The organism is Achromobacter sp. ISS7, from assembly GCF_056523125.1.
Map to the genome: position 1 here is coordinate 5,244,279 of NZ_JAWRZD010000001.1, position 26,847 is coordinate 5,271,125.

General features: G+C 66.9%; 27 protein-coding genes. 21 read left to right on the forward strand and 6 right to left on the reverse strand.

The features are described from left to right. Window positions 1-57: 57 nt before the first annotated feature. Window positions 58-759, reverse strand: a complete 702-nt coding sequence (locus AC1HFW_RS23855; protein ID WP_035359612.1) for an XRE family transcriptional regulator — start codon at window positions 757-759, stop codon at window positions 58-60. A gap of 273 nt (window positions 760-1,032) precedes the next feature. On the opposite strand from AC1HFW_RS23855, the gene AC1HFW_RS23860 reads away from it, so the two are divergent. The 15 genes from AC1HFW_RS23860 to AC1HFW_RS23930 all read left to right on the forward strand — a co-directional run bounded on the left by AC1HFW_RS23860 (window position 1,033) and on the right by AC1HFW_RS23930 (window position 15,298). Continuing rightward, on the forward strand, window positions 1,033-1,623 hold the full coding sequence (locus tag AC1HFW_RS23860) for a hypothetical protein (RefSeq protein WP_081105131.1): 591 nt from the start codon (window positions 1,033-1,035) through the stop codon (window positions 1,621-1,623). A 151-nt stretch (window positions 1,624-1,774) separates the two neighbouring features. Continuing rightward, entirely contained in the window at window positions 1,775-2,242 is a 468-nt protein-coding gene (locus AC1HFW_RS23865; RefSeq protein ID WP_006391598.1) for a phage tail tube protein, read from the forward strand. Between the two features lie 5 nt (window positions 2,243-2,247). Further along, on the forward strand, window positions 2,248-2,721 hold the full coding sequence (locus AC1HFW_RS23870) for a phage tail assembly chaperone (RefSeq protein WP_006391597.1): 474 nt from the start codon (window positions 2,248-2,250) through the stop codon (window positions 2,719-2,721). Continuing rightward, complete coding sequence (locus AC1HFW_RS23875; RefSeq protein WP_479285366.1) at window positions 2,721-3,011, forward strand: phage tail assembly protein T; 291 nt, start codon at window positions 2,721-2,723, stop codon at window positions 3,009-3,011. Before AC1HFW_RS23870 ends, AC1HFW_RS23875 begins: the two co-directional genes overlap by 1 nt. Before the next feature lie 57 nt (window positions 3,012-3,068). Continuing rightward, the gene (locus AC1HFW_RS23880; RefSeq protein ID WP_479285367.1) at window positions 3,069-4,352 is read left to right on the forward strand and encodes a phage tail tape measure protein; all 1,284 of its coding nucleotides are present in this window, start codon (window positions 3,069-3,071) and stop codon (window positions 4,350-4,352) included. Window positions 4,353-4,354: 2 nt separating this feature from the next. After that, the gene (locus tag AC1HFW_RS23885; protein ID WP_035361037.1) at window positions 4,355-4,693 is read left to right on the forward strand and encodes a phage tail protein; all 339 of its coding nucleotides are present in this window, start codon (window positions 4,355-4,357) and stop codon (window positions 4,691-4,693) included. A gap of 5 nt (window positions 4,694-4,698) precedes the next feature. Next, window positions 4,699-7,341 (forward strand): pyocin knob domain-containing S74 family peptidase, encoded by a 2,643-nt coding sequence (locus tag AC1HFW_RS23890; RefSeq protein WP_479285368.1) that lies wholly within the window; start codon window positions 4,699-4,701, stop codon window positions 7,339-7,341. 2 nt (window positions 7,342-7,343) lie between these two features. Continuing rightward, on the forward strand, window positions 7,344-8,072 hold the full coding sequence (locus tag AC1HFW_RS23895) for a phage minor tail protein L (RefSeq protein ID WP_479285369.1): 729 nt from the start codon (window positions 7,344-7,346) through the stop codon (window positions 8,070-8,072). A gap of 2 nt (window positions 8,073-8,074) precedes the next feature. Further along, a complete protein-coding gene (locus tag AC1HFW_RS23900; RefSeq protein WP_479285370.1) occupies window positions 8,075-8,854 on the forward strand; it encodes a C40 family peptidase in 780 nt (259 codons plus the stop codon). Continuing rightward, window positions 8,851-9,456 carry a tail assembly protein gene (locus AC1HFW_RS23905; protein WP_035359610.1) on the forward strand — a complete coding sequence of 202 codons (606 nt, stop codon included), beginning with the start codon at window positions 8,851-8,853 and terminating at the stop codon, window positions 9,454-9,456. Before AC1HFW_RS23900 ends, AC1HFW_RS23905 begins: the two co-directional genes overlap by 4 nt. Next, window positions 9,453-13,085, forward strand: a complete 3,633-nt coding sequence (locus AC1HFW_RS23910; RefSeq protein WP_479285371.1) for a TipJ family phage tail tip protein — start codon at window positions 9,453-9,455, stop codon at window positions 13,083-13,085. The genes AC1HFW_RS23905 and AC1HFW_RS23910 overlap by 4 nt, the downstream gene beginning before the upstream one ends. Before the next feature lie 5 nt (window positions 13,086-13,090). Beyond that, the gene (locus tag AC1HFW_RS23915; RefSeq protein WP_479285372.1) at window positions 13,091-13,462 is read left to right on the forward strand and encodes a hypothetical protein; all 372 of its coding nucleotides are present in this window, start codon (window positions 13,091-13,093) and stop codon (window positions 13,460-13,462) included. Continuing rightward, entirely contained in the window at window positions 13,443-13,655 is a 213-nt protein-coding gene (locus tag AC1HFW_RS23920) for a hypothetical protein (protein ID WP_006391587.1), read from the forward strand. Before AC1HFW_RS23915 ends, AC1HFW_RS23920 begins: the two co-directional genes overlap by 20 nt. Next, window positions 13,652-14,248, forward strand: a complete 597-nt coding sequence (locus AC1HFW_RS23925) for a tail assembly protein (protein ID WP_061073164.1) — start codon at window positions 13,652-13,654, stop codon at window positions 14,246-14,248. Before AC1HFW_RS23920 ends, AC1HFW_RS23925 begins: the two co-directional genes overlap by 4 nt. Window positions 14,249-14,368: 120 nt before the next feature. Further along, the gene (locus AC1HFW_RS23930; RefSeq protein ID WP_479285373.1) at window positions 14,369-15,298 is read left to right on the forward strand and encodes a LysR family transcriptional regulator; all 930 of its coding nucleotides are present in this window, start codon (window positions 14,369-14,371) and stop codon (window positions 15,296-15,298) included. A gap of 4 nt (window positions 15,299-15,302) precedes the next feature. Here the strand turns inward: AC1HFW_RS23930 and AC1HFW_RS23935 are convergent, their stop codons facing one another. The 3 genes from AC1HFW_RS23935 to kce are packed head-to-tail and all read right to left on the reverse strand — an operon-like array spanning window position 15,303 to window position 18,343. Continuing rightward, complete coding sequence (locus AC1HFW_RS23935) at window positions 15,303-16,121, reverse strand: SDR family oxidoreductase (protein WP_241069102.1); 819 nt, start codon at window positions 16,119-16,121, stop codon at window positions 15,303-15,305. Between the two features lie 33 nt (window positions 16,122-16,154). Beyond that, entirely contained in the window at window positions 16,155-17,354 is a 1,200-nt protein-coding gene (locus tag AC1HFW_RS23940) for an ABC transporter substrate-binding protein (RefSeq protein WP_061073166.1), read from the reverse strand. Between the two features lie 53 nt (window positions 17,355-17,407). After that, window positions 17,408-18,343 (reverse strand): 3,5-dioxohexanoate:acetyl-CoA acetone transferase, encoded by a 936-nt coding sequence (kce, locus tag AC1HFW_RS23945; protein ID WP_479285374.1) that lies wholly within the window; start codon window positions 18,341-18,343, stop codon window positions 17,408-17,410. A 226-nt stretch (window positions 18,344-18,569) separates the two neighbouring features. On the opposite strand from kce, the gene AC1HFW_RS23950 reads away from it, so the two are divergent. From AC1HFW_RS23950 to AC1HFW_RS23970, 5 genes are all read left to right on the forward strand, one after another. Then, window positions 18,570-20,102, forward strand: coding sequence for a xylulokinase (locus AC1HFW_RS23950; RefSeq protein ID WP_479285375.1), 1,533 nt, complete (start codon window positions 18,570-18,572; stop codon window positions 20,100-20,102). 150 nt (window positions 20,103-20,252) lie between these two features. Beyond that, window positions 20,253-21,197 (forward strand): ABC transporter permease, encoded by a 945-nt coding sequence (locus AC1HFW_RS23955; protein ID WP_054429155.1) that lies wholly within the window; start codon window positions 20,253-20,255, stop codon window positions 21,195-21,197. A 14-nt stretch (window positions 21,198-21,211) separates the two neighbouring features. After that, the gene (locus AC1HFW_RS23960) at window positions 21,212-22,171 is read left to right on the forward strand and encodes a sugar ABC transporter substrate-binding protein (protein ID WP_479285376.1); all 960 of its coding nucleotides are present in this window, start codon (window positions 21,212-21,214) and stop codon (window positions 22,169-22,171) included. Window positions 22,172-22,205: 34 nt separating this feature from the next. Then, window positions 22,206-22,982: an ATP-binding cassette domain-containing protein gene (locus AC1HFW_RS23965; protein ID WP_479285377.1), complete on the forward strand. Its 777-nt coding sequence runs from the start codon at window positions 22,206-22,208 to the stop codon at window positions 22,980-22,982. Window positions 22,983-23,173: 191 nt separating this feature from the next. Continuing rightward, the gene (locus tag AC1HFW_RS23970; protein ID WP_479285378.1) at window positions 23,174-24,268 is read left to right on the forward strand and encodes a hypothetical protein; all 1,095 of its coding nucleotides are present in this window, start codon (window positions 23,174-23,176) and stop codon (window positions 24,266-24,268) included. 104 nt (window positions 24,269-24,372) lie between these two features. Here the strand turns inward: AC1HFW_RS23970 and AC1HFW_RS23975 are convergent, their stop codons facing one another. Then, window positions 24,373-24,654 (reverse strand): peptidylprolyl isomerase, encoded by a 282-nt coding sequence (locus AC1HFW_RS23975; RefSeq protein WP_006385706.1) that lies wholly within the window; start codon window positions 24,652-24,654, stop codon window positions 24,373-24,375. A gap of 141 nt (window positions 24,655-24,795) precedes the next feature. Between AC1HFW_RS23975 and AC1HFW_RS23980 the strand changes: the two genes are divergently transcribed. Further along, window positions 24,796-25,731: an HNH endonuclease gene (locus AC1HFW_RS23980; RefSeq protein WP_241074944.1), complete on the forward strand. Its 936-nt coding sequence runs from the start codon at window positions 24,796-24,798 to the stop codon at window positions 25,729-25,731. 65 nt (window positions 25,732-25,796) lie between these two features. On the opposite strand, the gene AC1HFW_RS23985 is transcribed toward AC1HFW_RS23980, so the two are convergent. Further along, on the reverse strand, window positions 25,797-26,813 hold the full coding sequence (locus AC1HFW_RS23985; RefSeq protein ID WP_006391576.1) for an amino acid ABC transporter substrate-binding protein: 1,017 nt from the start codon (window positions 26,811-26,813) through the stop codon (window positions 25,797-25,799). Window positions 26,814-26,847 lie beyond the last annotated feature (34 nt).

Below are 26,847 nucleotides of genomic sequence, written 5' to 3' on the forward strand. Positions count from 1 at the left end.
GGCCGTTGCGATCTTGCCGGCGCGCGTCTGCGGGTGGCTTGATTCCGCCGCGCGGCGTCAGAGATCCTCGCTGCGCCACACCTTCAGCACGCGCCCGAAAATCTGCAGGTCCATGTCTTCGGTGATGTCCCAGGCATCGTATTTGGTGTTCTCGGACTTGGCGCGGATCAGCAGGCCCTGGGCGCTGGGAATGCGTTGCAGGCGCTTGATGAAGCCCTCGTTGCCGACGCGAAAGAAGAACACGCCGTCGACCTCGGCCTTGACCACGCCCAGGTCCACCAGCAGCGGATCGCCCGGGTTGTACATGGGCCGCATGCTGTCGCCGAAACCCGTCACCACGCACAGGTTGGCGGCCGCGGTGTAGTGGCGCAGGTTCTTGTGCAGCCATTCCTGGCTGACGCGCAGGCTCTGGATCACGCCGGGCTGGTCGCGCAATTCGACGCCCGCGCCCATGGCGCCGCCGGTATCGAAACGGGGGATGCGCAGATCGTCGCCCGCGCCGTGGTCCCTGCGCGGGGTGTCGCCACCGCCGGCATCGGCCAGCACGATGTCCGGCGGGTACTGCGCCGACTCGTCCAGCAATTGCTCGAGTGACAGCCCCAATCCGGCCGCCAGGCGGGCCGCGTACTTGGAGCGTTCGCTGTCGCGCCCCTCGAGCGCGGCGATGGTGCCCACGCCCACGCCCGTGCGCGCTTCCAGCTGTTCCAGGGTAAGACCGAGAGCGGCGCGGTAGCGCCTGATTTGTTTTCCGAGAGCCATGGTGTCAACGCTAAACAGTTGTGGAAAATTGTGCAACAACAAGTGTTGAAAATCGGATTATACATTTGTAGAATCTTACCCATGGATTACCCAAAACGTGTGCTGTTATCAGACGGAAGCGTGGGTAGCGTATCGCTACCAAAGGGCTTCTCTCCCTCATCCATCCGGACCGCCGCAAGGGCGCTCCGCAACACCGGCGCCCGGGCGGCGCCACCCCGGCAGCGTCCGCCAGCGACGGACACCGGCATCGAACTCAACGGCAAGGAGCGGCAAATGAATCAGGCAGGAAACATGGCATTGCAGGCACCGCAGGGCTGGGTCGCGGCGGCATCGCAGGCGGGCGCCGCTATCGCGCGCTCCTTCGCGTCGCGGCCGGCGGAACGCGCCGGCCGGCCGCAGGCGGCGCAGGGCCAGAACCAGAAGGGGCAGAGCATGACGCGGGAAGAATCGGATCAGGTCGAAGCGCTGATCATGGAGTGGTACCACTGGAGCCGGGGCTACCGGCCCGCGCTGGGCGTTGGCCGGGTCTCGGCGTTCGCGCGCGGCATGACGGCCAACGAGGCCTATGACGATGAAGACGTCGACGCTCGCCTGGCCGCCGCGCGCGGCGAGCAGACCGAGTTGTGTATCGACGAGTTGCCGTGGCAGCAGCGCTCCGCGATCGGCGTGCACGCCGGCAACCGCGCGGCCGGCGCCCGCGTCTTCAGCAACCCGCGCCTGACGCCCGAGCAGCAGCACGCCGCGTACCAGGAAGCCAAGGTCGCACTGCTGCCGGCGTTGCGCCGGCGCGGGCTGGTGACGGCGCCGCAACTGCGACACGCCGATCGCGCAAAAGCTTGCGGCGCGCGGGCCACGTCCGCATAATTGATTCGTCGGGCCAAGTTGCGCCCGAAGAAATCTGAACGTACCGACCAAGCCCCTCGGCAATTGCCGCGGGGCTTTTTCATGGCCGCTCCGGATTCCCGGAAACGCCGATGTTGCCCGCCCCTGGCGGGCTTTTTTTTTGGAGTCTGCAATGGCAGGTACTACCGTTTCGCAATTCGTTCAAACCCAGGGCACCCAGCTGGAAGTGTCGACCACGGCCACCGAAGACCTGGGCGCCGCCGGCCTGAGCTACGCCGATCTGGCCATCACCATCAAGGACCCGAACTTCCAGGGCGGCCAGACCACCGAGATCGACGTCACCGTGCTCAAGTCCACCGCCAAGGAATACGCCCTGGGCCTGGACGACAGCGGCACCTTCAGCATGGCCGGCAACTGGAAGGCCGGCGATCCCGCCCAGAAGGCGCTGGTGGCCGCGCGCAGCGACAAGAAGACCCGCGCCTTCCGCGTGACCTTCGCCGACGGCGCCAAGTTCGAGTTCCTCGGCCTGGTGACGCAATACCAGTGGCAGGGCCAGCTGGACAACGTCGTGTCCGCCACGTTCAACGTGCGCGTCACCGGCGCCGTCAAGATGACCGACGCGCCCGCCAACGGGGGCTGAACGCCATGACGGACACGTCGATCAATTCCTCTGCCCGCGCCGCGGGCCTGCGCGGCCTGGCGGTCGATCCGCTGGCCGGCTTCGCCCACGAAACCGTGACCGTGCCGCAATGGCAGGACGCGCGCGTCATCGTGCGCGCGCCCAGCGCCGGCGACCACCTGTTCCACATCCGCGCGATCTGGGCGGCCGCGGGCGTGGTGCCGGGCGAGGACAACGAGGTTGTGCGCGCCAAGCTGGACGCGCCGGGCGTGGACTACACCCACGCCTCGGCCAGCCTGCTGGTGCGCACGCTGTTCGAGCAGACCGAGCAGGGGCCGCGGCGCGTCTTCGGCGACGAGGACGTCGCCGTGGTGGCCGCGGCCTACGGGCTGGCGCACGCCACGCTGGTGGCCAAGGCGATCGAGCTGGGCAACCTCGGGGAGGGCGCGCCGGAGCGCGCAAAAAAGCCCTCCAGGAAACGCCAGACCTCCGTTTCCTGATGGTCCTGGCGCTTCGACTGGGGCGCACGCTGGGCGAGTTGATGGACACCATCGACACCCATGAAGTGTCGCTGTGGCGCGAGTGGGACCGCACGTCTCCGTTGGGAGACGAACGCGCCGACGTGCTCACGGCCAGTTTGGCCGCCACGGTGGCGCAGGCGGCGGGCGCCAAGGTGCGCGCCACCGACATGCTGGTGCGCTGGGGCGCGCAAGACGAGGAACCTCCCGCCGAGGCGGGGGCGGACGCGTTGAAGGCGTTCCTGATGTCGAAGGTCAAGAAGGGGTCTTGACGACGTGTCCGGCCCGCGCAAGCGGGCCGGAAGCGGATCTATGAGAGGTATAGGACCATGGCAAACAACAACAACGCCGCGAGCATCGAGGCGGAAAACAGGGCACTCAGACAGAACACCGTCGAGCTCAATCGCAATGCAACGGCCCGGCGGGCGTGGGAGAGCGCTGTTGCGAAGGCCGCGACCACGTGCCAGAAAAGCAACGACACCACCGACAAGGGCACCGACGGCAAGAAGAAGTCGACGGACGCGCTGAACAAGCATGCGCAGGCGATCCGGTCGGAAGCGGTCGAGCAGGCGTTGGCGGAAATGAAAAAGACCGGTGGGATGCTGGGCCGGACATCCGAAACCGCGAAGATGGAGTACGAAACCGAAGCCGGCCGGTTCGCGAACGAGAGTCCCGGCGACAAGTACCGCCTGACGACCGCCGCGTGGGATCTCGACCGGCTGCGCGACCAGACGAAGATGCGCGCCTACATCGAGAATCTCGAAGATCCCGATGCTGAAGCCAGGCGGGAAAAGACCCAGAAGCAATGGGCGCTCGATGACGCGTTGCGGGACGGCACGCTGAGCCAGGAAAAGTACGACAAGGGGCGGCGCGATCTCGGGCTCGTCGACAAGGACGGCGACTTCATGGCGAAGGTGAACGACAAGTTGCTCGAATCCGCGCGCAACGGGGCGGGCAAGATCCAGGACATCCTGGGCACCAAGATGTATGACTTCGTCTCCGAGAAATTCGACAAGATGGGGCTGTCGTTCCTGAACAACGTGGCCAAGATGGTGACATCCGCGGCCTCCGCCCAGCTCATGGAGACGTTGCTGGGCAAGGGATTCATGTCGGGTTCGGGCGGCCTGGGCGGCTGGATCGGCCAGGCGGGGGGCTTCATTGCCGGCCTGTTCGGCTCGGGGGGCGCCAGCAGCGCCGGCAGCGCCATCGTGCCGTCGGTGGCCGAGGCGTTTCCCGTGTTCGCCAAAGGCGGCGCCTTCACCAACGGCATGGTCTCCAGCCCCGTCGCCTTCCCCATGGGCGTCATGGGCGAAGCCGGTCCCGAGGCCATCATGCCGCTGCACCGCGGCGCCGACGGCTCGCTCGGCATCCGCGCGGCCTTCCCGAACGTGGGCGGCGACGGCGGCCAGACGGCCGGCGGAGTGTCCGTCAACGTCTACGTGCAGGACGGCAACGTCAGTTCCTCGACCGAGTCGGGCGAGGGCGGCTGGAAGCAATTCGGCCAGCAGATCGGCGAATACGTCACGCAACTGGTCGACCGCCGCATGACGCAATCGTATCGCCAGGGCGGTCTGGCCTGGCAAGCCAACAACAACCGTTTAGCGGGGGCATGACCATGGCAGTCGAGATCTTCAACTGGTCGCCGCGCATCAATCCGCAGGGGCGAACCAAGTTCCGCGTGTTGAGCGCGCAATTCGGCGACGGCTACGGCCAGACCGCGGCCGATGGCATCAACAACAAAGTGGCCACCTGGCCCCTGCAGTTCTCGGGGTCGGCGGGGCAGATCGGACCGATCGTGGCATTCCTGGACCGGCACCAGGGCTATCGCGGATTCCAATGGCAGCCGCCGTTGGGCGAGCCCGGGTACTACACCGCGGCCGATTACGACCTGACCGCAATGGGCGGCGAGATGTACTCGCTGGCCGTGACCTTCCAACAAGTTTTCAGGCCCTGACATCCATGGCGACGATACAACCCATCAACGTCGGCAAGACCGACAACGACAAGACAGGTGACCCGCTGCGCGTGGCGATGCAGAAGGTCAACGAGAACTTCACCGAGGTGCGGTCGGATCTGGCGGGCAGGTGGGACGCATCGTCTCTGGGCCCGGCCGTGGATCTGAACACCCTCACGGCCCCGGGGCGGTACCACCAGAGCGCCAACGCCAACGCCCAGACGGGCAGCAATTACCCGATTGCCCTGGCTGGCCTGCTGGAAGTGTCGGCCTCCGCGGACGGCCTATTCGTCTATCAGGAGTACACGCAGTATCGATCCGGCGCGTACTCGCGCCGCTTCTGGCGGTCATTCTATGGCGGCGTCTGGGCGAGCTGGCAGGAGTTGCCCGCGCTGTCGCAGAAGGGCGCGGCCAACGGCCTTGCCACCCTGGATGCGAACGGCAAAGTGCCCGCCGCGCAATTACCGGCGGCGTTCTCGGCCGTGCTGCCAACCGCGGCGCACGACCTGAACGATTACGTCACGCCGGGATCGTTCTACCAAGCGGCCATTGCCGGCGCCACGGCTGGGGCCAACTATCCGGCGGCCAACGTCGGCTTCCTGGAAGTCACGGCCACCGGCACGCCGGTGGTGCAGGTCTACACCACGCGCACCAACGTGGCGGCCGCCATGCAGCGGTTCTGGCGCGTGCGGGTGGCGTCCGCAACCTGGTCGGCCTGGAAAGAGCTTGCCGACGTCTCCAGCGTGGTGTCTTACGCGGGTTCGATGCCCGCCGGCCAGGACTTGAACGGGTATACGCAGCGCGGACTGTGGGCGGTGCCGACCTCCGCGATCGCGGCGGGAGGAACGAATTTTCCCCTCGGGCAGTCGGGCTACCTGCTGGTCATGTCGGCGGCGCAGCTGGGCGGCGTCACCGTCACCTCCGGCGTGTGCCAGGTCTACTACGCCGGCAACGGCAACAAGGTCTACAACCGCTCGTTGATCACGGGGACATGGTCGCCCTGGGTGGCCAGCGTCGATTCCGCGCAACTGGCGGCGCCGGGCGGCATCGCGACCTTGGACAATGCGGGCAAAGTGCCGCAGGGCCAGATCCCGGGCGTGAACGCGCGGCCGCTGGGCGCCGCCGACGACCTGAACGCCTATGCGACGCCTGGCGACTATAGCCAGAACACGAATGCGGCCGCCGCCGCGGGGGCGAACTATCCCACGCCGCTGGCGGGACTCCTGTCGGTCAGGTTCGGCACCGGCAGCAATAACGCGGTGTACCAGGAATACACGACCTATACGCTGGCGAATCCACGCAAGTTCATCCGCAACCGTTTCCAGAGCGCCGGCGTCGCGACCTGGGGCGCCTGGTTCGAACAGGCGCGCGTGGACCAGGCGATGACCCACGTCTACCTGACCGCGGGGACGGACGCCAACACCCTGGTGGCCGACAACACGTTCTACACCTGGAGCGCGGGCACGCCCATGTCGGCCGGTTCGAACTGGCCGCCCAGTGGCGCCTTCAATGCGGGTTACATGAACGTCTACTGGCTGTCGGCCGGCATCGTCTGCCAGGAATTGTCCGTGCTCTTCACCGGGCAGAAGCCGCGCACCTACGTCCGGCATGGCAATACCGCCACCGATACCTGGCAGGCGTGGCGCGCCGTGGGCAGCTGGAGCAACACCTTGCAGATGCCCACCGCGGATTGTGGCGACATCTATGTCGATGGCGCGGGGTGGCATCGCTGGAACGGCACGGCCTACGCGAGGTTCGACGCCGCCATCGCGCAGGACCTGGCATTCGATTCGGCGAGCTGGAAAGTCCGCGGGGCGACGGGATTCGGGCCCAATGCGGGGGGTGTCATCCAGAGCACCTCCGGCACCGGCAACCTGAATGTGGCGCCGGGCACCGCGGCGGCGGGCAGCCGCGTGAACGTGTGGCAGGACACGGGCGCCAACGCCAGCGTGCTGTCGTTCCAATGTTTTCCCTCGGGTGCGTACATCACCAGCGGGAGAACGGGCGCCGGCGCCTACCAGCCGTTGATCTTCGAGGTCATCGGCTACGACTGCGGCCGCATCAACACCGCGGCCACCTGGGTGCTGGGAGCGGAGTACAGCCGCAACTACCTGGTGCGCCAGGCCATCAATTTCGAAGGCGGCGGCAGCCGCTTCGGCACGCTGTACAGCCCGCAGGCGGACCACACCTCGGCCATCGTGTTCACCAACGCCGCGGGCGGCCTGGTGGGCACGATCCAGACGTCGCCATCGGCGACGTCCTACAACACCACCTCGGACTACCGGGTGAAGTACGACATCGAGGACATGGACGGGGCCTGGGCCTTGCGGTCGGTGCTGAAGATGCGGCCGCGCACGTTCAGGATGGTGATGGACGACAGCGCGCAGGACGGTTTCATCGCGCACGAATTGCAGGAGGTGGCGCCATTGGCCGTGTCCGGTGAAAAGGACGCCGTCATGGCCGACAGCCACGGCGGCGCGCCGCGCATGAAGCTGCAGGGTGTCGACAGTTCCAAACTGGTTGCGCGCCTGGTGGGCGCCCTGCAGGAAATGAACCGGCGCATCGAAGACCTGGCAGGCCAGGTCGAACGCCTGCGCGGCGGGGACGGCTTGGCCGGCTCGACGTCGCGTTCGGCTACGGAGCAATGACAATGGGAATCTACTCAGACGTACAAAAACTGGAAGTGGGGGCGCTGGTCGAGCTGTTCGAACTGGATGCAACGGAAATCGGCGGACAGGTCCTGCGCTTTCACGGCTACACCCAGGTCGGTCCGATCTGGTGGCAAGGGCAGCAGTACGACCCCTGGGCCATCCGGGCCGAAGGCTTCGAGCAGGTGGGCGAAGGGCAGCAACCCTCGCCCACGCTGTCGGTGGGCAATATCGGGCAGGACGAAAAAAGCCAGCCCGTCGTTGGCGTGATATCCGCCCTGTGCATCCATCTGGACGATCTGGTGGGTGCGCGCGTGGCCGTGCGCCGCACGCTCGGCAAATACCTGGATGCCGTCAACTTCGCCGGGGGCAACCCCACCGCGGATCCGCAGGAAGAACTGCCGCCCGAGATCTGGATCGTCCAGCAGAAGATCGCGGAAACCGCCGAAGTGGTGGAGTTCTCGCTGTCCAGCGCGCTGGATTTCAACGGCCAGAAGCTGCCCGACCGGCCGATCATCGCCGGCGTCTGCTCCTGGCTGCGCAAGGGCGGCTATCGCGGCCCCTATTGCGGCTACACCGGCAGCCGCATGTTCGACCTGGATGGCAAGCCGGTCAGCGATCCGACGCTGGACCGTTGCTCGGGCCTGATGTCCGACTGCAAGAAGCGCTTTGGCGAATACGAAGTCATCAACTTCGGCGGCTTCCCGTCCGCCGACCTGGTCAGGGGATAGGCATGCTCAAACGCACGATGCAGGCCATCCGCGACCATGGCGTGGCGACGTATCCGCAGGAATGCTGCGGGCTGGTGGTCAAGGCGGGCCGGCGCGAATGGTATGTGCCGTGCCGCAACACCGCGGCCAGCGAAGAGCATTTCGTCATGTCCGCGCAGGATTACGCGGCGGCCGAGGAAAGCGGCCGGATCACGGCCGTGGTGCACTCGCACCCGGACGCGACGGCGCTGCCCAGCGAGGCGGACCGGGTGGCCTGCGAGGCGTCCGGCCTGCCCTGGTACATCGTCGCCGTGGCCAAGGATCTCGATGGCAAGGTCAAGGCCGGCGAGATCCGCGGCTTTACGCCGGAGGGCTTCCAGGCGCCGTTGCTGGGGCGGCAGTTCGCGCACGGCGTACTCGATTGCTATTCGCTGGTGCGTGACTGGTATGCGCGCGAACGCGGCATCGCGCTGCCGGATTTCCCGCGCGAGGACGGCTGGTGGGAGCCCGGCCGCGCCGGCGATCTGTACATGGATCACTACGCCGAGGCGGGCTTTCGCCCCTTGCATTCGCATGAAGCGTTGGCGCCGGGCGACGTGGTGGTGATGCAGGTGCGTTCGGACCGCGCCAACCATGCGGGCGTCTTCCTCGGCGCCCAGCCGCTGCGCGAGGCGCCGGAACTGTTTCCGCTGCCGGACGCGATGCTGCATCACCTGTATGGGCGCGACTCCGAGCGGGTCGTGTACGGCGGGTTCTGGCGCGAGGCCACGCGGGTGGTGTTGCGCCATGGAGAAAAGACATGAATGACAGGACACGAGTGGTCCGACTATACGGCTGGCTGGGCGCGCGCTTCGGCCGGGAGCACCGTCTGGCCGTGGCCAGTCCCGCCGAGGCGGTGCGGGCGCTGTGCGCGCTGCTGCCGGGCTTCGAGCGCGCGGTCGCGGACAGCGAGCGGCGGGGCGTGCGCTTTGCCTGCTTCGCCGGCCGTCGCAATCTGTCGGAAGACGAGCTGCGGTATCCAGTGGGCGCGGACGCCATCCGCATCGCGCCGGTCCTGGCGGGCGCCAAGAACGGCGGCTTGTTCCAGACGGTGCTGGGAGCGGCGTTGATCGCCGCGGCGGCGATCTATAGCGGGGGCCTGGCGGCGGCATTCTCGGCGGGCGGCCTGGTTCAGGCCACGGCGACGCTGGGCCTGTCGATGATGCTGGGCGGCGTCGCGCAGATGCTGTCGCCGCAGCAACGGCTGCTCAGCGCCAAGGACCGCCCGGAAAACGGCGCGTCCTACAACTTCAACGGGCCCGTCAACACCATGGCGCAGGGCAATCCCGTGCCGCTGCTGTACGGGGAAATGTTCGTCGGCAGCGCCACGATCTCCGCGGGTATCTATTCGGAAGACCAGGTATGAAACAACGACATCGCATCAGGAACAGGGCGCCTGCGGGCGCCTTTTCTTTTGGCGGCAAGCCGCAGGCCGAGGGCCAGGGGCTTGTCGGCCACAAGGGCAAGGGCGGCGGCGGCGGTCGCACGCCGGTGGAATCGCCCGACAGCCTGCACAGCACCGCCTACGCGCGCGTCATCGACCTGCTGGGCGAAGGCGAGATCTATGGCCCCGTGCACGGCATGGACAACGCGCTGCGCGACGTCTACCTGAACGGCACGCCCGTGGCCAACGAGGACGGCTCGCTGAACTTCACCGGTGCGTCGATCGACTTTCGCACCGGCACGCAGTTGCAGGAGCCGTTGCCCGGGTTTCCCGCGTCGGAAAGCACCATCGGCATCAGCGCAGAACTCAAGTCGAGCCAGCCGTGGACGCGCCTGTTCACCAACCTGCAGGCCTCGGCCGTGCGGGTCACGCTGGCGGCCGAAGGCCTGAGCCGCGCGGACACCAAGAACGGCGACATCAACGGCTACCGCGTCGAGTACGTGATCGAGCTGAACACCGATGGCGCCGGCTACCAGACGGTGCTGTCGACCGCATTCGACGGCAAGACCACCCAGCGCTACACGCGCTCGCACCGCATCGAGCTGCCGCGCGCGCGCCAGGGCTGGACCGTGCGCGTGCGCCGAATCACGCCCAACGCCAACAGCAACACCATCTCGGATCGCACCGTGGTGGACACGGTCACCGAGATCGTCGACGCCAAGTTGCGCTATCCGATGTCGGCGCTGGTGGGCATCAAGATCGACGCGTCGCAGTTCCAGAGCATTCCCACCCGCGCGTACCACGTGCGCGGTCGCATCATCCGGGTGCCGTCCAACTATCATCCGGACCTGCGCCGCTATGACGGCGTGTGGGACGGCACGTTCAAGCTGGCCTGGACCAACAACCCGGCCTGGGTGTTCCACGACCTCATCAGCAACGATCGCTACGGCCTGGGCACGCGCGTGCCGGCCGGCTGGCTGGACAAGTGGGGCCTGTACCAGATCGGCCGCTATTGCGACGAGATGGTCGACGACGGCTTCGGCGGCAAGGAGCCGCGTTTCACCTGCAACGTCTACCTGCAGCAGGCGGCCGACGCCTACCGGGTGGTGCAGGACTTCGCCTCCATCTTCCGTGGCATGGCCTATTGGGCCAACGCCGCCGTGTTCGCTTCGGCCGACATGCCGGGCGATCCGGTCTACACCTTCTCGTCGGCCAACGTGGTCGACGGCCGCTTCAACTATGTCGGCTCGCCGCTGACCACGCGCTACACCGTGGCGCTGGTGTCCTGGAACGACATGTCGGAAATGGGCCGCCAGAAGGTCGAGTACGTCGAGAACCGAGAGGGCATCGCGCGCTACGGCATCCAGCAGGTCGAAGTGACCGGCTTCGGTTGCACTTCGCGCGGCCAGGCGCACCGGATCGGCAAGTGGATGCTGCTGACCTCCAATATGGAAACACGCTCGGTGACGTTCGCGGTGGGCCTGGATGCCTGCCGCGTGCGGCCGGGCAGCGTGATCCGCGTGGCGGACCAGCACCTGGCGGGCCGCCGCATCGGCGGCCGCATCCGCGAGGGCTCGGCGACGCAGGTCACGGTGGATGCCGAACTGGGCGTGCGGCCGGGCGACCGCCTGACCGTCAACCTGCCCAACGGCCTGTCGGAAACGCGGCTGGTGGCGACCGCGGTGGGCACCGGCCTGACCGTGGACAATACCGTGTTCACCGTGGATTCGACCGAGCTGACCGCCGACCTGGTCGGCCTGCCCGGCACGGTACTGCACATCACGGTCACCACGCCTTTCTCTCAGGCGCCGCAAGCCGAGTGCGTGTGGACGCTGGAATCCGAGGCCCTGTCGGCGCAGACGTTCCGCGTGTTGAGCGTCAAGCGCAAGGAAGGCCTGGTGGCCGAGATCGCCGCCGTGCAGCATGAGCCCGGCAAGTTCGACAACGTCGACTTCGGCACGCGTCTCGATCCCAAGCCGATCACGGTCGTGCCGCCGTCGGTGCAGCCGGCGCCGGTGAACATCCGCCTGGCTTCGCGCTCGGTGATCGACCAGGGCATGGCGCGGCACGTCGGCGTCATCAGCTGGGACGCGGCGCCGTCGGCCGTGGCCTACCAGGTGCAATGGCGCCGCGACAACTCCGACTGGGTCGAAGCGGGCCGCACCGGCGCGCAGACCCTGGAGCTGCCGGACATCCGCGCCGGCGCCTACGTGGCCCGGGTGCGCGCGATCAACGTGTCGGACATCTCGTCGGTGTGGGTCAACTCCACCGAGACGATGCTTGAAGGGGACATCGCGCCGCCGCCGGCGCTGGCGCTGCTGGCCACCAAATCCCTGGTGTTCGGCATCGACCTGCGCTGGGCCTTTCCGGAAGGACGTTTCACGGCGCAGCGCACCGAGATCTGGTACAGCGCGTCCAATGACCGTGCCAGCGCCATCAAGCTGGGCGACTTCGCGTTCCCGCAGAGCGCCCATACCCTGATGGGGCTGTCGGCCGGCAAGCGCTTCTACTTCTGGGGTCGCATCGTCGCCCTGAACGGCGAGATCGGCGCGTGGTATCCGGCCGACCAGGGCGTGATGGGCGAATCCAGCTGGGAAGCCAGCGAGATCCTGGAATACCTGAACGGCAAGATCAGCCGCGACGAGCTGGCCAAGGAACTCACGGGCACCATCGACGGCCTGACGACCGGCCTGGACGAAACCCGTGCCGCGATCACGGCGGAGGAGACCAAGCGGGCCGACGCGGACGGGGCGCTGTCTTCGCGCGTCGATACGGTGCTGGCGACCGCCAACGGCGCCGCAGCGGGGGTGCAGGAAACGCGCGACGCGCTGGTCAGCGTCGATGGCAAGCTCAAGGCGACCTGGAGCATCAAGGCCCAGGTCGCCAAGGACGGCAAGACCTACGCTGCTGGCATGTCATTGGGGGCCTACTCCCAGCCCGATGGGAGCATGCAGACCTCGGTGTATTTCCTGGCAGACCGGTTGGCGTTGTTGAACCTGGCGAACGGCGCGACCACGACGCCGTTCGTGATCGAGAACGGGCAGACGTTCATCAATGATGCGGTCATCGGTACGGGGCGGATCACCAATGCAATGATCCGCAGCCTGGATGCGGGCAAGATCGACGCGGGGTATATCAACGTGGATCGCCTGGAGGCGAATGCGTTGACGGCCAAGCTGGCGAATCTGGGTACGGCGTACATCTCGCGGGCGCATATCCGTGATGCGCAGGTCGATACGCTGTCGATCGCGGGCAATGCGGTGACGATTCCCACGTCGTGGACGGGAAATGCCTCAGGAACCGTCGTCATCAACAGCAATGTGGCAGGACCGGTCGTCGTGATTGCATACCGGTCCGGCTATGCCGGGCGCGCGTCGACTTTGCGGATCTACGTGAACGGCGCGTTGGTGGAGGCGGCGGCGGGCTCGCATACCGTCTGGCAGAGCGGCAGTGGGGAAGGCACCCAGCCCTTGGAGTACACGAGTCTGCCGTTGACCGCTGTGGCGGTGGGCAACGCCGGGGTGGGAAATACCACGATAACGGTCAACTCATCGAGTTCAGAAAGCAATCAGGCGACGATCCGTATCGTTGCACTCATGGTGAAGAGGTGAGAAGCATGAATATGCATACCGCATCGTTCTACGATCCGACGGGCCGGATCATCGGTGTCATGCGCGGGCCGCGCGAGAGCGTGGACGCCACGGCGCAAGTCACCGGCCATCCCTTTGTCGACGGGGAGGGAAACCCGGAGTCTCAGTATGTGCGGGAAAACGCTCTCGTCCCCCGGCCGGAATCACCTGCCATCCTGACGCGGCATTCCCTTTCGGCGCTTCCGATCCCTTGCTCCATCAAGATCGGTGAACGTGCGTATTCCTGCAACGAAACCACCGCCGAGCTTGCATTCGATCAGCCGGGAACTTATCACGTCACCATCGAAGCCTGGCCCTATCTCAACAAGGAGTTCACCGTTGAAAATCCGCCACTATGAACCTTACGCGCCGCTGCGCGCCCGCGCCTATCCCGCCATCGGCGACCAGCTCGACGCGATCATGAAGTTCGCCGCGCACCTGCAGGCCTCGGGCCAGGCGCTGCCCGACGAGGTGACGAGCTGGGTGGCGCAATGCCGTAGCGTCAAGCAGCGCTACCCGAAGCCGACTGACGCCAGAGAGGCCCAGGCATGACCCAACCCCTGACCACCATCCGCCTCTACGGCCGGCTGGGCGCCGAGTTCGGCCGGTTGCACCGGCTGGCCGTCTCCAGCACCGCCGAGGCGATACGCGCGCTGTGCGTATTGCTGCCCGGCTTTGAAACCCGCCTGCTCGACAGCGAATCCAGGGGCGTGCGCTATGCCTGCTTCATCGGCCGGCGCAACCTGGACGAAAGCGAACTGTCGCGGCCGGCGGGCCATGAAGATATCCGTATCGCGCCCATGCCCACCGGCGCCAAGCGCGGCGGCCTGATGCAGGTGGTGGTCGGCGTGGCGATGATCGTCGCGTCGTTCATCCCTGGCATCAACGTCATGTTGTGGGCGGGCGCCAGCACCTCGCTGATGACGATGGGCGTGGCCATGACGCTGGGCGGCGTCGTGCAGCTGCTGACACCGCAGCAACGGGCCCTGAGCGTCAAGGACGGGCCGAACAACGGCGCTTCCTACAACTTCAACGGCCCCATCAACACCACCGCCCAGGGCAATCCCGTGCCGGTGCTGTACGGCGAGCTGATCGTGGGCAGCGCCACCATTTCGGCGGGCATCTACGCCGAAGACCAGGTGTAGGGGGTGCGGATGCCGGACGGGTTACCCATCCGGCCCGCCAGCCTTTCGGCAGCGACTCGACCTAGAATCAGGCATCGGGCGGAGCGAGCCTCCGCGCCAACAGGGGAGCCCCGATACCGCATGAAGCGCAACTTCAACATCCACGACCTGCGGATCTTCTATACCGTGGTCATGACCGGGTCCACCCGGCAGGCCGCGCAGGCCATGCACCTGACCCAGCCGGCCGTCAGTCACGCCATCTCGCGGCTCGAACACGCGACCGGCGTGCAGTTGTTCGACCGGTCCCACAAGACGTTGCGGCCGACCGAGGCGGGGCAGTATCTGTACGGCGAGGCCAAGTTCGTGCTGGACGAATTGGTCCGCATCGACGAGGCGCTGCACAGCATCGAGCAGTTCGGCGGCCGTGGCCTGCGTATCGCCAGCTCGCCCGCGCTGGCATTGTCGTATGCGCCGGATGCAGTGCGCCGCTATCTCGACGCCCACGGTACGCGGCCGTTCTCGATCGACCTGGAATCATCGGTGCAGGCGATCAGCGCCGTCGATACCATGCGCGCGGATTTCGGGCTGGGGGCGGTGTCGCAGGAAAATTCCCGGCTGATGTTCCGGCCGTTCCTGCGCACCGAGGTCATGGCGATCGTGCATCGCGAGCACGCGCTGGCGCGCGGCGAGGTCGTGGCGGTGGGCGACATCCGCCCCGACAGCTACGTACAGCCCCTGTGGTCCGATTATGTCATGCCGCAGGGCGACATCGCCGAGTCGATGCAGCTGCGTTCGGGCATGCGGGCGCATATGTCGCTGCTGGCGGGCACCGTGTGCGCGGTGCGCGGCGTCAGCATGGTCAACGCGTTGTCGGCCTCCGACATCACGGCGGCCTATCCCGACCTGGTGGCGCTGCCGTTGGCCTCGCGCCAATGGTTCGATTTCGTGCTGATCGCGCGCAACGAGGCCGCCAGCCGGGAGTCGGCCGAGCACCTGCTCCAGGCATTGCATGCGGCGGCCGGGCAGCGGCGGCAGGGCGTGTATGCGCGGACGATCCAGCTGCTGGCGTAGGGGATCAGTCCGCCGGCGGTTGCCAAGGCAGCGATTGCAGGTCGCCGTCGATGCTGATCGCCTGGCCGCTGACCATCGCCCCGAACGGGCTGGCCAGGAACAGCGCCATGTTGGCGATGTCGGCCGCGCGCACGAATTGCCCCAGGCTGACACCGGCCAGTTCCAGCCGGGTCTCCTCGGCCACCGTCACGCCCATGTTGCGGGCGCGGGCCTCGATGACCCGGTCGATGCGCGGGCCGGCCACCAGGCCGGGCAGCAGCGCGTTGACGCGGATGCCGTAGCCGCCCAGCTCGACCGCCAGCGAACGGGTCAGGCCGACCACGCCCCACTTGGTGGCGGCATAGGGTGTGCGCATCGGCACGCCCATGCGGCCGGCCACCGAGCTGATGTTGATGATGCTGCCGCCGCCCGCTTCGCGCAGGGCCGGCAGCGCGTGCCGCACGGTGTGGAACTGCGCGGCCAGATTGATGTGCAGCGTTGCGTCCAGGTCCTGCGGGGCAATGTCGCCGATGCCGGCGGTGGGGCCGGCGATGCCGGCATTGTTCACCAGGACGTCGAGTCCGCCCAGGTGCGACAGCGCCTCGCCCATGTAGCGATCGATCTCGTCGCGCCGGCTCACGTCGGCGCGCGACGAGGGATGCGGGCAGGCCGCCAGCGCGCGTTCGTCCACGTCGCACACGTGGACCCGCGCGCCCCGCGCCGCGAATGCGCCGGCGATGGCCGCGCCGATACCGGCCGCGCCCGCGGTGACGATGACGCGCTTGCCGGACAGGTCCACGGGCAGGGCGCCGATGTCCGCCGGGATGGGGTTCTTCACAGTCATGGGGGTTCCTTGCTCATGGCGATCCGGGCAGGATCAGGGCTTCATCAGGCGGCAGGTCGATTCGGCCGGCGCGGTATAGATCTGGTCGCCCGGCGCGCGCGCCACGAGCTTGTAGTAGTCCCACGGGCCTTTCGATTCCGCCGGCGTCTTCACCTGCATCAGGAACATGTCGTGCACCATCAGGCCGTCGGCGCGGATCTTGCCGTCCTTCACGAAGAAGTCGTTCACCGGATTGGCCTTGAGCCACTTCATCACCGTGTCGCCGTCGGTGCTGCCGGTGGCGGCCACGGCCTTCAGGTAGGTGGTGGTGGCCGAGTAGTCGCCGGCCTGCAGCATCGACGGCTTCTTCTTCATCCTTTCCTCGAAGCGCGCCGCCCATTGGCGCGATGCGTCGTCCTGGTCCCAGTACCAGGCCGTGGTCAGGTACATGCCCTGCGCCGCCGGCAGGCCAAGCGCGTGGATGTCGGTGATCAGCACCAGCAGGCCGGCGATCTTCATCTTCGGCGTCAGCCCGAACTCGGCCGCCGCCTTGACGGCATTGCTGGTGTCGCTGGCGGAATTGGCCAGCCCCAGCACCGACGCGCCCGAGGCTTGCGCCTGCAGGATGAAGGACGAGAAGTCGGCCGTGTTCAGCGGGTGGCGCACGCGTCCCTTGACCGTCCCGCCTTCGGCTTGCACGACTGTCGACGCGTCCCGTTCGAGCGCCTGTCCGAAGGCGTGATCCACCGTCAGGAAGAACCAGTCCTTGTTGCCTTCCTTGAGCATCGCCCGCGCCGTGCCGCGCGCCAGCGAGACCGTGTCGTAGACGTAGTGGACGGTATAGGGCGTGCATTGCGAGTTGGTCAGCTCCGAGGCGCCCGCGCTCACCACGAAGAACGGCGTCTTCTTCTCTTCGGCCACCTTGGCCATGGCCAGCGCCGCCGCCGAGTTGGCGCCGGCGATCAGCATGTTCACGCCTTTCTGGTCGAGCCACTCGCGCGCCCTTGACGAGGCGATGTCGGCGCGGTTCTGGTGGTCGGCCACCAGCACCTCGACCTTCTTGCCCGCCACCACGCCGCCCAGGTCGGCCACCGCCATCTTGATGGCCTCGGCGCCGCCGGGGCCGTCGGCGTCCGCCGACAGGCCCGACATGTCGGTGATGAAGCCGATCCGGATCACGCCGTCATCGGCCTGGGCCACGCCCATCCCGCCCAGCAAGGCGGCCAGCGCGGCCGCGCACAATGTCTTTTTCATGGTTGTCTCCTCGATCCCGCGGATCTTGTTGTCATGGATGGCCCCGCCGCCGCTCAGAACGCGACGTCGTGGCCGCCCTTCAGTTGCAGGGTCGCGCGCGCCTCGTCGGGCGTGGCGATCTGCAGCGACAGGTCTTCCAGGATGCGGCGGATACGCCGCACCTGGTCGGCGTTCGAGCGCGCCAATTCACCCGGCCCGTCCCACAACGAATCCTCCAGCCCCACGCGCACATTGCCGCCCATCGTGGCCGCCATCGTCGCCAGCGGCGTCTGTTTGCGTCCGGCCGCCAGTACCGACCAGGTGTAGTCGGCGCCGAACAGGCGGTCGGCGGTGCGCTTCATCATCATCACGTCCTCGGGGTGCGTGCCGATGCCGCCGCGGATGCCGAACACGGACTGGATCAGGAAAGGCGGCTTGAGCAGCTTGCGGTCGACGAAGTGGGCCGCGGTGTAGAGATGGCCGATGTCGTAGCACTCGATCTCGAAGCGCGTGCCGTTGTCGCCGCAGGCCGTCAGGATGTGCTCGATGTCCTTGAACGTGTTCTTGAAGATCAGGTCGTTGCTGCCTTCCAGGTAGGGGCGTTCCCAGGTGTGCGAGAACGTCTTGAAGCGCTCCAGCAGTTCGTACATGCCGAAGTTCATCGAACCCATGTTCAGCGACGCGACTTCCGGCTTGTAGCACAGCGCCGGCGCCATGCGGTCGGCCAGCGGCAGCACCGGCGAGCCGCCCGTGGTGATGTTGATCACCACATCGGACGCGGTCTTGATGCGCGGCAGGAACTGCGCATACAGCGCCGGATCCTGTGTCGGCTGGCCCGTGTCCGGCTGGCGCGCATGCAAGTGAACGATGGCCGCGCCGGCTTCGGCCGCCTCGATGGCGGAGCGGGCGATCTCGTCGGGCGTGACGGGCAGGTGCGGCGACATCGACGGCGTATGGACCGAGCCGGTGATGGCGCAGGTGATGATGACCTTGTTCCTGGATGGCTTCATGGGCCTGGACCTCTTGGATGTGAAGGCCCGGCTGTCTCCCGCCGGGCGCAGGCCATTCTGTCGCACGCCGCCGGCCGCTGTCACCTGAACATAAATTATCAATTGATAGGGAATCCGGTGCTGCGGCGCAGCGTGGGGACAGCCGGCCCTGGATGCGCCGGAAGGGGCGTTTTCGTAATATGCCGGTTCCGGCGTGCCCGTCCCCTTGCCCCTTTCGATAGATGTCATGAATGCTCCTGTGAACTACGTCCTCGCGATGGACCTGGGCGGCACGCGTTTTCGCGCGGCGCTGGTCGACGGGCAGGGCGGCATCGCCCATTCCTGCTCCATCGACAGCCCGGCGGGTATCGCCGCCCGGCCCGGCTGGGACGAGATCGACGCCGATGCCTGGTGGCGCGGCCTGCAGGCGCTGGCGGACACCCTGGCGGCGCAGGCCGGCGCGGCGGCTTTCGATGCGGTCGAGGCCGTGGCCATCTGCGGCGTCACGCGCACGCAGGTGTTCGTGGACGCGCAGGGCGCGGCCATCCGCCCGGCCATCACCTGGCGCGATGCACGGACGGCGGCGGATTTGCCTGCGTGGTTGTCGTCCCTGCCGGCCGGTCATCCGGAAAGCGGACAGATCAACGCCTTCCATCCCTGGGCCCGCATCGCCTGGTTGTTGCGCACCGAACCGGCGCACGCGGCTCGCGTGCAGGCGGTGCTGGATCCCAAGGATTACCTCAACCTGCGCCTGACCGGCCGGGTTGCCAGCGATACCGTGTCGCTGGCACGTCTGGCGGCCGCGGCGGCGCCCGTGGCGGATGTGTCGGGGTCGGCGCCCGGCGACCTGCTGACCGCCATCGGCGCCAGCCCCGCCTGGGTGCCTGACCTGCTCGATCCCCTGGACACCGTCGGACCGGTGCTGCCCGGCCTGCCGGGCGCATTGGCCCGCCTGGCCGGCCGCCCCGTGATTGCCTGCGCCAACGATACCTGGGCCGCCGTCGCCGGCCTGGGCGCGTTGCGCCCGGGGTACGCCTACAACATCTCGGGCACCACCGAAGTGTTCGGCGCGGTGGGCGCCGAGCCGGTGCACGCCGAGGGCCTGATGACCGTGGATTGGGGCGGCGGCCATCACCAGGTTGGCGGACCGGGCCAGAATGGCGCCGACACCGTTGCCTGGCTGCTGCCGCTGCTGGGTCGGCTGGGCGCCGAGGGCATGGCCGGGGTCGGCGTGGCGATGGACGCCTTGCTAGAAGCGCCGCGCGAGCCGCAGCCGGCCCTGTTCCTGCCGTACCTGCAGGGCGAACGCGTGCCGTACTGGGATCCGCACTTGCGCGGCGCTTTCATCGGCCTGAACCGGCGCCATGGCCCCGGCGACCTGGCCTGGGCCGTGCTGGAAGGCGTGGCGTTCCTGAACCGCATCGTGCTGGAGCGCGCCGAGGCGGCGCTGGCGCGGCCCGTGGCCGAAATCCGTTTCGGCGGCGGCGCCGCGTCCAATCCGCACTGGTGCCAGGCCAAGGCCGACATCTGCGAGCGCGCCGTCATCGTCGGCCAGGCCGACCAGCCCGGCATCCTGGGCGCGGCGGCCGCGGCCTGGACCGCGGCGGGACGCTTTGCCGGTTTCGCGGCGGCGCAGGACGCGCTGGCGCGCGTTGCCCGGCGCTACGAGCCGTGCCCCGAGCGGGTCGCCGCCTATCGGCAGCTGTACGCCCAGTTCCGCGCCGCCGAGGCCGCGCTGGCGCCGGTATCGCACGCGCTGGCGGGCATCCGGCTGGGGTAAAACCCTTAGGCGCGATCCGGCGCGCGCGTGCGCCGGTCCGTTTGCGCCGGGTATACACTACGACGCCACAGGCCCGGACGACGATCCGGCCGGCTGGCGCGGCGCAGCAGGGCGCGTCCGCCATCAATCACATGCAGCAAGGGCGAGGCGATGCGCGGCATCCTGGAAAAGTACGGCACGGCAATTGCGGGATTGGTCCTGGTGGGCTTTTTCGCGATAGCCGCCCCGAATTTCGCCGCGCCCGGCAATCTTCTGAACATCGCCAAGGAAACCAGCTTCCTAGCCATCATCGCCATCGGCTTCACGCTGGCGCTGGTGACCGCGGAACTGGACCTGTCCGTGGCCGACGTGGCCAGCCTGGCCGCCGTGGTCACGGGCGCGCTGGTGCATACCGGCCAGCCCGTGCTGCTGGCGATCGCCGCCGGCCTTGGCGTGGGCCTGTTCTGCGGCCTGTTCAATGGTTTTGCCGTCACCCGGCTGCGGGTCCCCTCCCTGATCGCCACGCTCGGCATGGCCGCGATGGCGCGCGGCTTCGCCTTCATGCTGACGGATGGCGTCTCGTACGTGGGCCGCTGGCCCGCCGCCTTCACCGACCTGGCGCGCGGCAAGCCTTTCGGCATACCCGCGCTGGTGCTGTGGATGGTGGGCGCCGTGCTGTTCGCCTTTTTCCTGGTCAAGTGGACCCGCACCGGCGCCCGCATGACCGCCACCGGCGAGGCCGGCGAGTCCGCCCGCCTGGCGGGCATCAACATCCGCGCCATGAAGAGTATCGGCCTGGCGCTGTCCGGCCTGTGCGCCGGCCTGGCCGCGGTACTGCTGACCTCGAGCCTGTCGTCCGCCGCGCCCAACATGGCCGGCGACTATTTCCTGTACGCCATCGCCGCCGTGCTGCTGGGCATGACCATGTTCAATCCCGGCCATGCCAACATTCCCGGCACGCTGGTGGCCGCGCTGATCCTCAAGGTCCTGGGCAACGGCCTGGTGCTGATGGGGGCGGCCTATTACGTGCAGGACATCGTCCTGGGCTTCATCATCGTCGCGTCCGTCGCGGTGTCATCGGCCGTGCTCAAGAAAGCGGCCTTCAAATTCGGATAGGAAGGGGAAACATCATGAACCGATTCTTCAAGCGCACGCTGCTGCTGGGCGCATTCGCCGCGCAGGCGCTGGCCGCCAGCGCCGCGCATGCGTTCGACGTCGGCGTGGTGGCCTTCCAGATGTCCTCGGAAACCCATGCCCGCGCCGCCAACGCGGCCGCGCAGGCCGCCCGCGCCAAGGGCTGGACCGTGACCCAGCTGAACGCCGAGGGCTCGCTGCCCAAGCTGGCCGAGCAGCTCGACACGCTGGTCAACAAGAAAGTCGACGCTATCGTCATCGCCATGGGCAAGCCGGTCGAGACCGATGCCCAGCTGCAGGCCGCCAAGGAAAAGGGCATCGCCGTCGTCGGCGTCATGTCCGGCGCCAGCCCGCACATGCTGTTCGACGTCGAGGTCAATGAATACGCCACCGGCGCGCAATCGGTGCTGTACCTGCTGGGCAAGATGGGCTACCAGGGCAACATCCTGTCGGCGCGTTTCGACGGCAATTCCGGCACCCGCATCCGCGGCAAGATGCTCGACGCGGTGCTGTCGGAGAACACCGCCGTCAAGGACCTGGCCAAGTTCAGCATGGCACGCACGCAAAGCTGGCGCGACGACGTGCGCAACGGCATGCAGGCGCTGTTCCTGCGCAACCAGGGGCTATTCAAGGGCGTCTGGGCCTCCTTCGACGGCCAGGCCTATGTGATTGACGACCTGCTGCAGGCGCAGGGCATGAAGAAGGGCGACATCACCCTGGTGTCGGTCGACGGCGGCCCGGAAACCTATCGCCGCATCGCCGATCCCGACAGTCTCATCACCGCCACCATGATGATCCCGTTCGAGCAACTGGGCGTGACGGCCGTCGACGCCATCGACCGCATCGTCGTCAAGAAGGAGCCCAAGGACAAGATCGCATCCGGCCCCTACCTGTTCATGGACTCGGTGCTGGTCGACGCCAGCAACGTGCAGCAATTCCTGACGCCCGCCAAATAGGCGCCAGGGCGCGCCATCCGCCACCGCACCCTTCATGTCCGTCGCCGCTTCCGCCACCATGACCGCCGCCCCGCCCGCCGCGCTATCGCTTCGCCAAGTCCGCAAGTCCTACGGCGCCGTCGAGGCCCTGAAGGGCGTCGACCTGGAGGTGCCGGCGGGCCGCGTGATGGCCATCTGCGGTGACAACGGCGCCGGCAAATCCACGCTGATCCGCATCATCTCCGGCGCGCAGGCGCCCACGGGCGGCGAGTTGAGCCTGGACGGCAAGCCAGTGGTGTTCGGTTCGCCGCATGACGCGCTGGCGCAGGGCATCGCCACCATCTACCAGGACCTGGCGCTGGCGCCGCGCCTGTCGATCTGGGAAAACGTCTTCATGGGCGCCGAGCTGGTGCGCCGCATCGGCCCGCTGCGCGTGCTCGACAAGCGCCGCATGGCGCAGGAAGCGCGCGGCTACCTGCAGCGCCTGTCGGTGCCGATCGACGACATGGACCGCCCGGTCGAACGCATGTCGGGCGGCCAGCGCCAGGCCGTCGCCATCGCGCGGGCCCTGCGCTGGGATGCGCGCGTCGTCATCATGGATGAACCCACCGCCGCGCTGGGCGTCAAGGAAACCGCGCTGGTGCTGAACCTGGTGCGCAAGCTGCGCGAGGAAGGACGCACCGTCATCCTGATCAGCCACAACATGGCCGACGTGGTCGCGCTGGCCGACCGCGTCGCGATTCTCAAGAGCGGCGTCAAGGTGGTCGAGCGCGAAGTGGCGGGCCTGGACGCCGACGCGCTGGCGCACATGGTGATGACGGGCAGGGCCTGACCGCCCACCCCGCCACGCGCCCGCCCGCGGCGCGGACAAAGTCAGGTGCAAACTTCACAGACCTTCACACGGATCCTGCGTAGCATTGGCGTGTCTTGTTCCCCAATGCCGCATCGATGACTCCCTACGCCGTCTCTCGCGTCGGCCGCCCGCCTCGACGCCCGCTGCGCTCACGTGCCGCGGGCGTCTTGTTGCTGACCTGCGCCCTGGCGCTGCCGGGCGCCGCCGCCGCGGTGGCCGCGGGAACCCCGGATGTCGCCGTCGCCGCCGTCTCTCCGGCCCGTTGCATGCGTATCATGCTGCAACAGCAGGACGACCGCCTGACGTTGCAGTCGGACTACGAGGCGGCCACGCAGACCGTCATTCCCGAACGATCGGCTGGCGTCCTGTCCAAGGAATTCCGCCGCGTCTACGACATGCTGGAAGAGAACCGGCGGCTCGACGGCCGGTTTGACGCCCGCATGGCGATCCTGTCGCATGAACTGTTGGGGCCGCTGCTGCCCTCGCTGCGCAAGGCGCCGTGCGTCATCTTCGAGATCCAGCCGACTTCCATGCACTTTGCGCTGGACTTGTTGCCGGTCGACGGCAAGCCGTTGTTCGTGCAGAAGCCGGTCGCGTTCCGCTTCGCCGCCGCGGCCGGGACGCCCGCCGGCAATGCCGGGTCCGATTCCCCTCAGCCGCCCGCCGCGACCACGGATGCGGGTGCGCAGTCCCGCGCCGCTTCGATCGGTCCGCAGGCCCGCGGCCTGATCCTGAGGGACCCGGAGACCGACCCCGACGACGGCACCGGCGACGTTCGCCGGCTCTATCCCGGCTCGACCTTCCAGCTCACCGCCACCGCCACGCCCGACATGTTCGCGCGCAGCCGCTACGATTTCCTGCTGATCAGCGGCGAAGGCGTCGTCAGCCCCACCTGGGGCCGCCCGGAAAAAGACGAGAACGACGCCATCGGCCTGGGCGAGGACGACATGTATCCCAAGGACCTGCAGGGCGCCGCCTTCGACCTGGTCTATTTCGACGCCAGCCAGCTCGGCATGAGCAAGGCCTTCGTCGACGCCGCGCGCCGTTGCGGCGCGCATCACTATCTGGCTCCCATCATCAGCAACGAGGCCGGCCATTCCTCGACCCTGATGCTGCGCTATTTCTTTGGCGGCACCCGCCAGGGCGAGGCGCCGATGGACGCGCTGTACCGCGCCCGCAAGCGCATCTACCAGGAGTTCGAGGGCAAGGTGAATCGCACCGAGCAGATCTACTATGCGTATCCGTTTCGGTTGTATCTGCTGTAGGGGGGCGGGCTCCCGCCCGTGGCGCAGGCCGTTTTACGGCTTCCAAAAAAAACCGCCGCCGGCGTTGCGCCGGCGACGGTCTCTTGACCTGCTGAGGCGAGGACTCAGTCCTTGCGGCTGGTCACTTCGACCAGGTGATAACCGAACTGGGTCTTCACCGGGCCCTGGACTTCGCCGACGGGGGCGCTGAACACCACGGTGTCGAATTCCTTGACCATCTGGCCCGGGCCGAACGTGCCCAGGTTGCCGCCGTCGCGGCTGGACGGGCAGCTCGAGTTTTCCTTGGCCAGCTGGGCGAAGTCGGCGCCGTTTTCGATGGCGGTCTTCAGTTCGTTGGCCTTGGCTTCGGTCGAAACCAGGATGTGGCGGGCGGAGGCTTGTGCCATGTTGGGCTCCTTGCGGGGGAATGATTGGGGTGGGGAGAGTAACGCATTTGGGCGGACTCGCTACGACGCCATCATAAACGGGCGGAGGAGTGGAGAGCTTCTATCTCCTCCAGACATTTGCATGTGATTTCAAGTTGATCCATGGATATCGCTACTATTACAAAAGATAACAAGGAGCGACGGATGAACTTCTGGTGGGTGAATCACAGCAAGTCTTACAAGAAAGAACTCGAGGGCGGATACATTTGGTGTCCGCAAGTTCGTCCGGGCCAGGTTCAACGAATCCCTTGGCTGAATGTCGCGAAGGTTAGGCCGGGTGATGTGATCATCTCTTATGCCAAGCAGCATGTTCAGGCGATCGGCATCGCCCTATCTGCCGCCATTGACTCTCCACCTAAGCCCGGGTACTCGGAAATGGGATGGGACAAGGAAGGTTGGGAAGTTGGAGTTCGATGGGAGCGGTTGCCTATGCCCTTCTCGTTGCAAGACTACATGGAGACAATTCGAGCGTTTTTGGCACCTAGAAATGCTCCCTTGCTGCCTAATGGCAACGCTCAATTGGCTTATCTCTCGGCGATAAGTAGTGAGTTTGGACGCTGGCTACTAAGCAATGTTGAGACGAACGAGGCGTTAATTTTTGGGGTGGCAGCAGATGCCGAGTTGGAGGCGCAACCCATCCCCGCGACTGAAAAAGCTCGTCTTTACCAAGCTCGTGTCGGACAGGGAGCCTACCGGCGAGAGGTGTTGAAACTCGAGCCCAAATGCCGACTGACTGGAGTGTCGGATCCGGGGTTTTTGGTCGCCAGTCATATCAAACCGTGGAGAAATAGCTCCAATGCCGAGCGCCTAGATGGCCATAACGGTTTGATGCTAGCTCCGCATGTAGACCGGCTATTTGATCAAGGCTGGATTTCCTTTCTGGGTAATGGTGAGTTGCTAGTGAGATCGGCAGCGTTGGTGACTTTGAGAGCCTGGGGGCTGCCGGAACGACAGAATGTGGGCGCGTTCTCGGCTCGGACCGCGGGGTACTTAGAATTCCATAGAGATATGGTATTTGGAGCTGCACGCGGCTTTTGAGAGGACAAAGGCGGAAAAAAAACAGGCGCATCATGCGCCCGTTCTTGTCACCAGTACCGTTGCAGTTACCGCACCGGCCACCCATACATCAACCCGCCATTCCGATACGACGCGTTCAACCCCCGCGCCAGCTTCATCGGGCTGGTTTCTCCCAGATTCTTCTCGAAGCTCTCGCCGTAATTTCCGATCTGTTTGATGACGTTGTAGGCCCACTTGTCATCCACGCCCAGGTTCTTGCCCATGCCCGGCGTCACGCCCAGCAGGCGCTGCACGTTGGGGTTGGTGCTCTTGAGCATCTCGTCCACGTTCTTCGAGGTGACGCCGTATTCCTCGGCCTCCAGCATCGCGAACATGGTCCAGCGGACCACGTTGAACCACTGCTCGTCGCCCTGGCGCACCATGGGGCCCAGCGGCTCCTTGGAGAAGTTCTCCGGCAGGATGTCGTATTTCTCGGGGTTCTCGAGGTTGGTGCGGGCCGCGGCCAGTTGCGACTTGTCGCCGGTGAAGGCGTCACAGCGGCCCACCGCGAAGGCACGGACGATTTCATCCATGCGCTCGACCACCACCGGCTTGAAGGCGATGTTCTGCGAGCGGAACCAGTCGGAGAGGTTCAGTTCGGTGGTGGTGCCGGGCTGCACGCAGACGGTGGCGCCGTCCAGCTCCTTGGCGCTTTTCACGTTCAGGGACTTGTTCACCATGATGCCCTGGCTGTCGTAGTAGTTCACGCCCACGCCGATCAGGCCCAGGGTGGTGTCGCGCGTCATGACCAGGGTGGTGTTGCGCGGCAGCACGTCGACTTCGCCGGACTGCAGGGCGGTGAAGCGCTGCACCGCGCTCACGGCCATGATCTTGGACTTGGAGGCATCGCCGAACATGGTCACGGCCAGCGCGCGGCACAGGTCCACGTCCAGGCCCATCCAGCCGCCCTTGCTGTCATTGACCGAGAAGCCGGCCACGCCCGTGGACACGCCGCACTGCACGAAGCCCTTGTTCTTGACGCTCTCGAACGTCACGCCCGCGCTGGCGCCCCACGACGAGAGAAGGAGCGCGGCGCCTGCCGCGACGGTAGTCAGTGCTTTCATGGTGTCTCCGCGCGGGCGCGCAACCTATTGGTCT

Coding starts and splice junctions, on each gene's coding strand:
- AC1HFW_RS23950 (WP_479285375.1), top strand. CDS start 18,570: ATGAATGCTCCTGTGAACTACGTCCTCGCGATGGACCTGGGCGGCACG.
- AC1HFW_RS23865 (WP_006391598.1), top strand. CDS start 1,775: ATGGCAGGTACTACCGTTTCGCAATTCGTTCAAACCCAGGGCACCCAG.
- kce (WP_479285374.1), bottom strand. CDS start 18,343: ATGAAGCCATCCAGGAACAAGGTCATCATCACCTGCGCCATCACCGGC.
- AC1HFW_RS23870 (WP_006391597.1), top strand. CDS start 2,248: ATGACGGACACGTCGATCAATTCCTCTGCCCGCGCCGCGGGCCTGCGC.
- AC1HFW_RS23895 (WP_479285369.1), top strand. CDS start 7,344: ATGGGAATCTACTCAGACGTACAAAAACTGGAAGTGGGGGCGCTGGTC.
- AC1HFW_RS23860 (WP_081105131.1), top strand. CDS start 1,033: ATGAATCAGGCAGGAAACATGGCATTGCAGGCACCGCAGGGCTGGGTC.
- AC1HFW_RS23960 (WP_479285376.1), top strand. CDS start 21,212: ATGAACCGATTCTTCAAGCGCACGCTGCTGCTGGGCGCATTCGCCGCG.
- AC1HFW_RS23900 (WP_479285370.1), top strand. CDS start 8,075: ATGCTCAAACGCACGATGCAGGCCATCCGCGACCATGGCGTGGCGACG.
- AC1HFW_RS23910 (WP_479285371.1), top strand. CDS start 9,453: ATGAAACAACGACATCGCATCAGGAACAGGGCGCCTGCGGGCGCCTTT.
- AC1HFW_RS23955 (WP_054429155.1), top strand. CDS start 20,253: ATGCGCGGCATCCTGGAAAAGTACGGCACGGCAATTGCGGGATTGGTC.
- AC1HFW_RS23925 (WP_061073164.1), top strand. CDS start 13,652: ATGACCCAACCCCTGACCACCATCCGCCTCTACGGCCGGCTGGGCGCC.
- AC1HFW_RS23965 (WP_479285377.1), top strand. CDS start 22,206: ATGTCCGTCGCCGCTTCCGCCACCATGACCGCCGCCCCGCCCGCCGCG.
- AC1HFW_RS23975 (WP_006385706.1), bottom strand. CDS start 24,654: ATGGCACAAGCCTCCGCCCGCCACATCCTGGTTTCGACCGAAGCCAAG.
- AC1HFW_RS23855 (WP_035359612.1), bottom strand. CDS start 759: ATGGCTCTCGGAAAACAAATCAGGCGCTACCGCGCCGCTCTCGGTCTT.
- AC1HFW_RS23875 (WP_479285366.1), top strand. CDS start 2,721: ATGGTCCTGGCGCTTCGACTGGGGCGCACGCTGGGCGAGTTGATGGAC.
- AC1HFW_RS23885 (WP_035361037.1), top strand. CDS start 4,355: ATGGCAGTCGAGATCTTCAACTGGTCGCCGCGCATCAATCCGCAGGGG.
- AC1HFW_RS23930 (WP_479285373.1), top strand. CDS start 14,369: ATGAAGCGCAACTTCAACATCCACGACCTGCGGATCTTCTATACCGTG.
- AC1HFW_RS23980 (WP_241074944.1), top strand. CDS start 24,796: ATGGATATCGCTACTATTACAAAAGATAACAAGGAGCGACGGATGAAC.
- AC1HFW_RS23890 (WP_479285368.1), top strand. CDS start 4,699: ATGGCGACGATACAACCCATCAACGTCGGCAAGACCGACAACGACAAG.
- AC1HFW_RS23935 (WP_241069102.1), bottom strand. CDS start 16,121: ATGACTGTGAAGAACCCCATCCCGGCGGACATCGGCGCCCTGCCCGTG.
- AC1HFW_RS23985 (WP_006391576.1), bottom strand. CDS start 26,813: ATGAAAGCACTGACTACCGTCGCGGCAGGCGCCGCGCTCCTTCTCTCG.
- AC1HFW_RS23880 (WP_479285367.1), top strand. CDS start 3,069: ATGGCAAACAACAACAACGCCGCGAGCATCGAGGCGGAAAACAGGGCA.
- AC1HFW_RS23940 (WP_061073166.1), bottom strand. CDS start 17,354: ATGAAAAAGACATTGTGCGCGGCCGCGCTGGCCGCCTTGCTGGGCGGG.
- AC1HFW_RS23905 (WP_035359610.1), top strand. CDS start 8,851: ATGAATGACAGGACACGAGTGGTCCGACTATACGGCTGGCTGGGCGCG.
- AC1HFW_RS23915 (WP_479285372.1), top strand. CDS start 13,091: ATGAATATGCATACCGCATCGTTCTACGATCCGACGGGCCGGATCATC.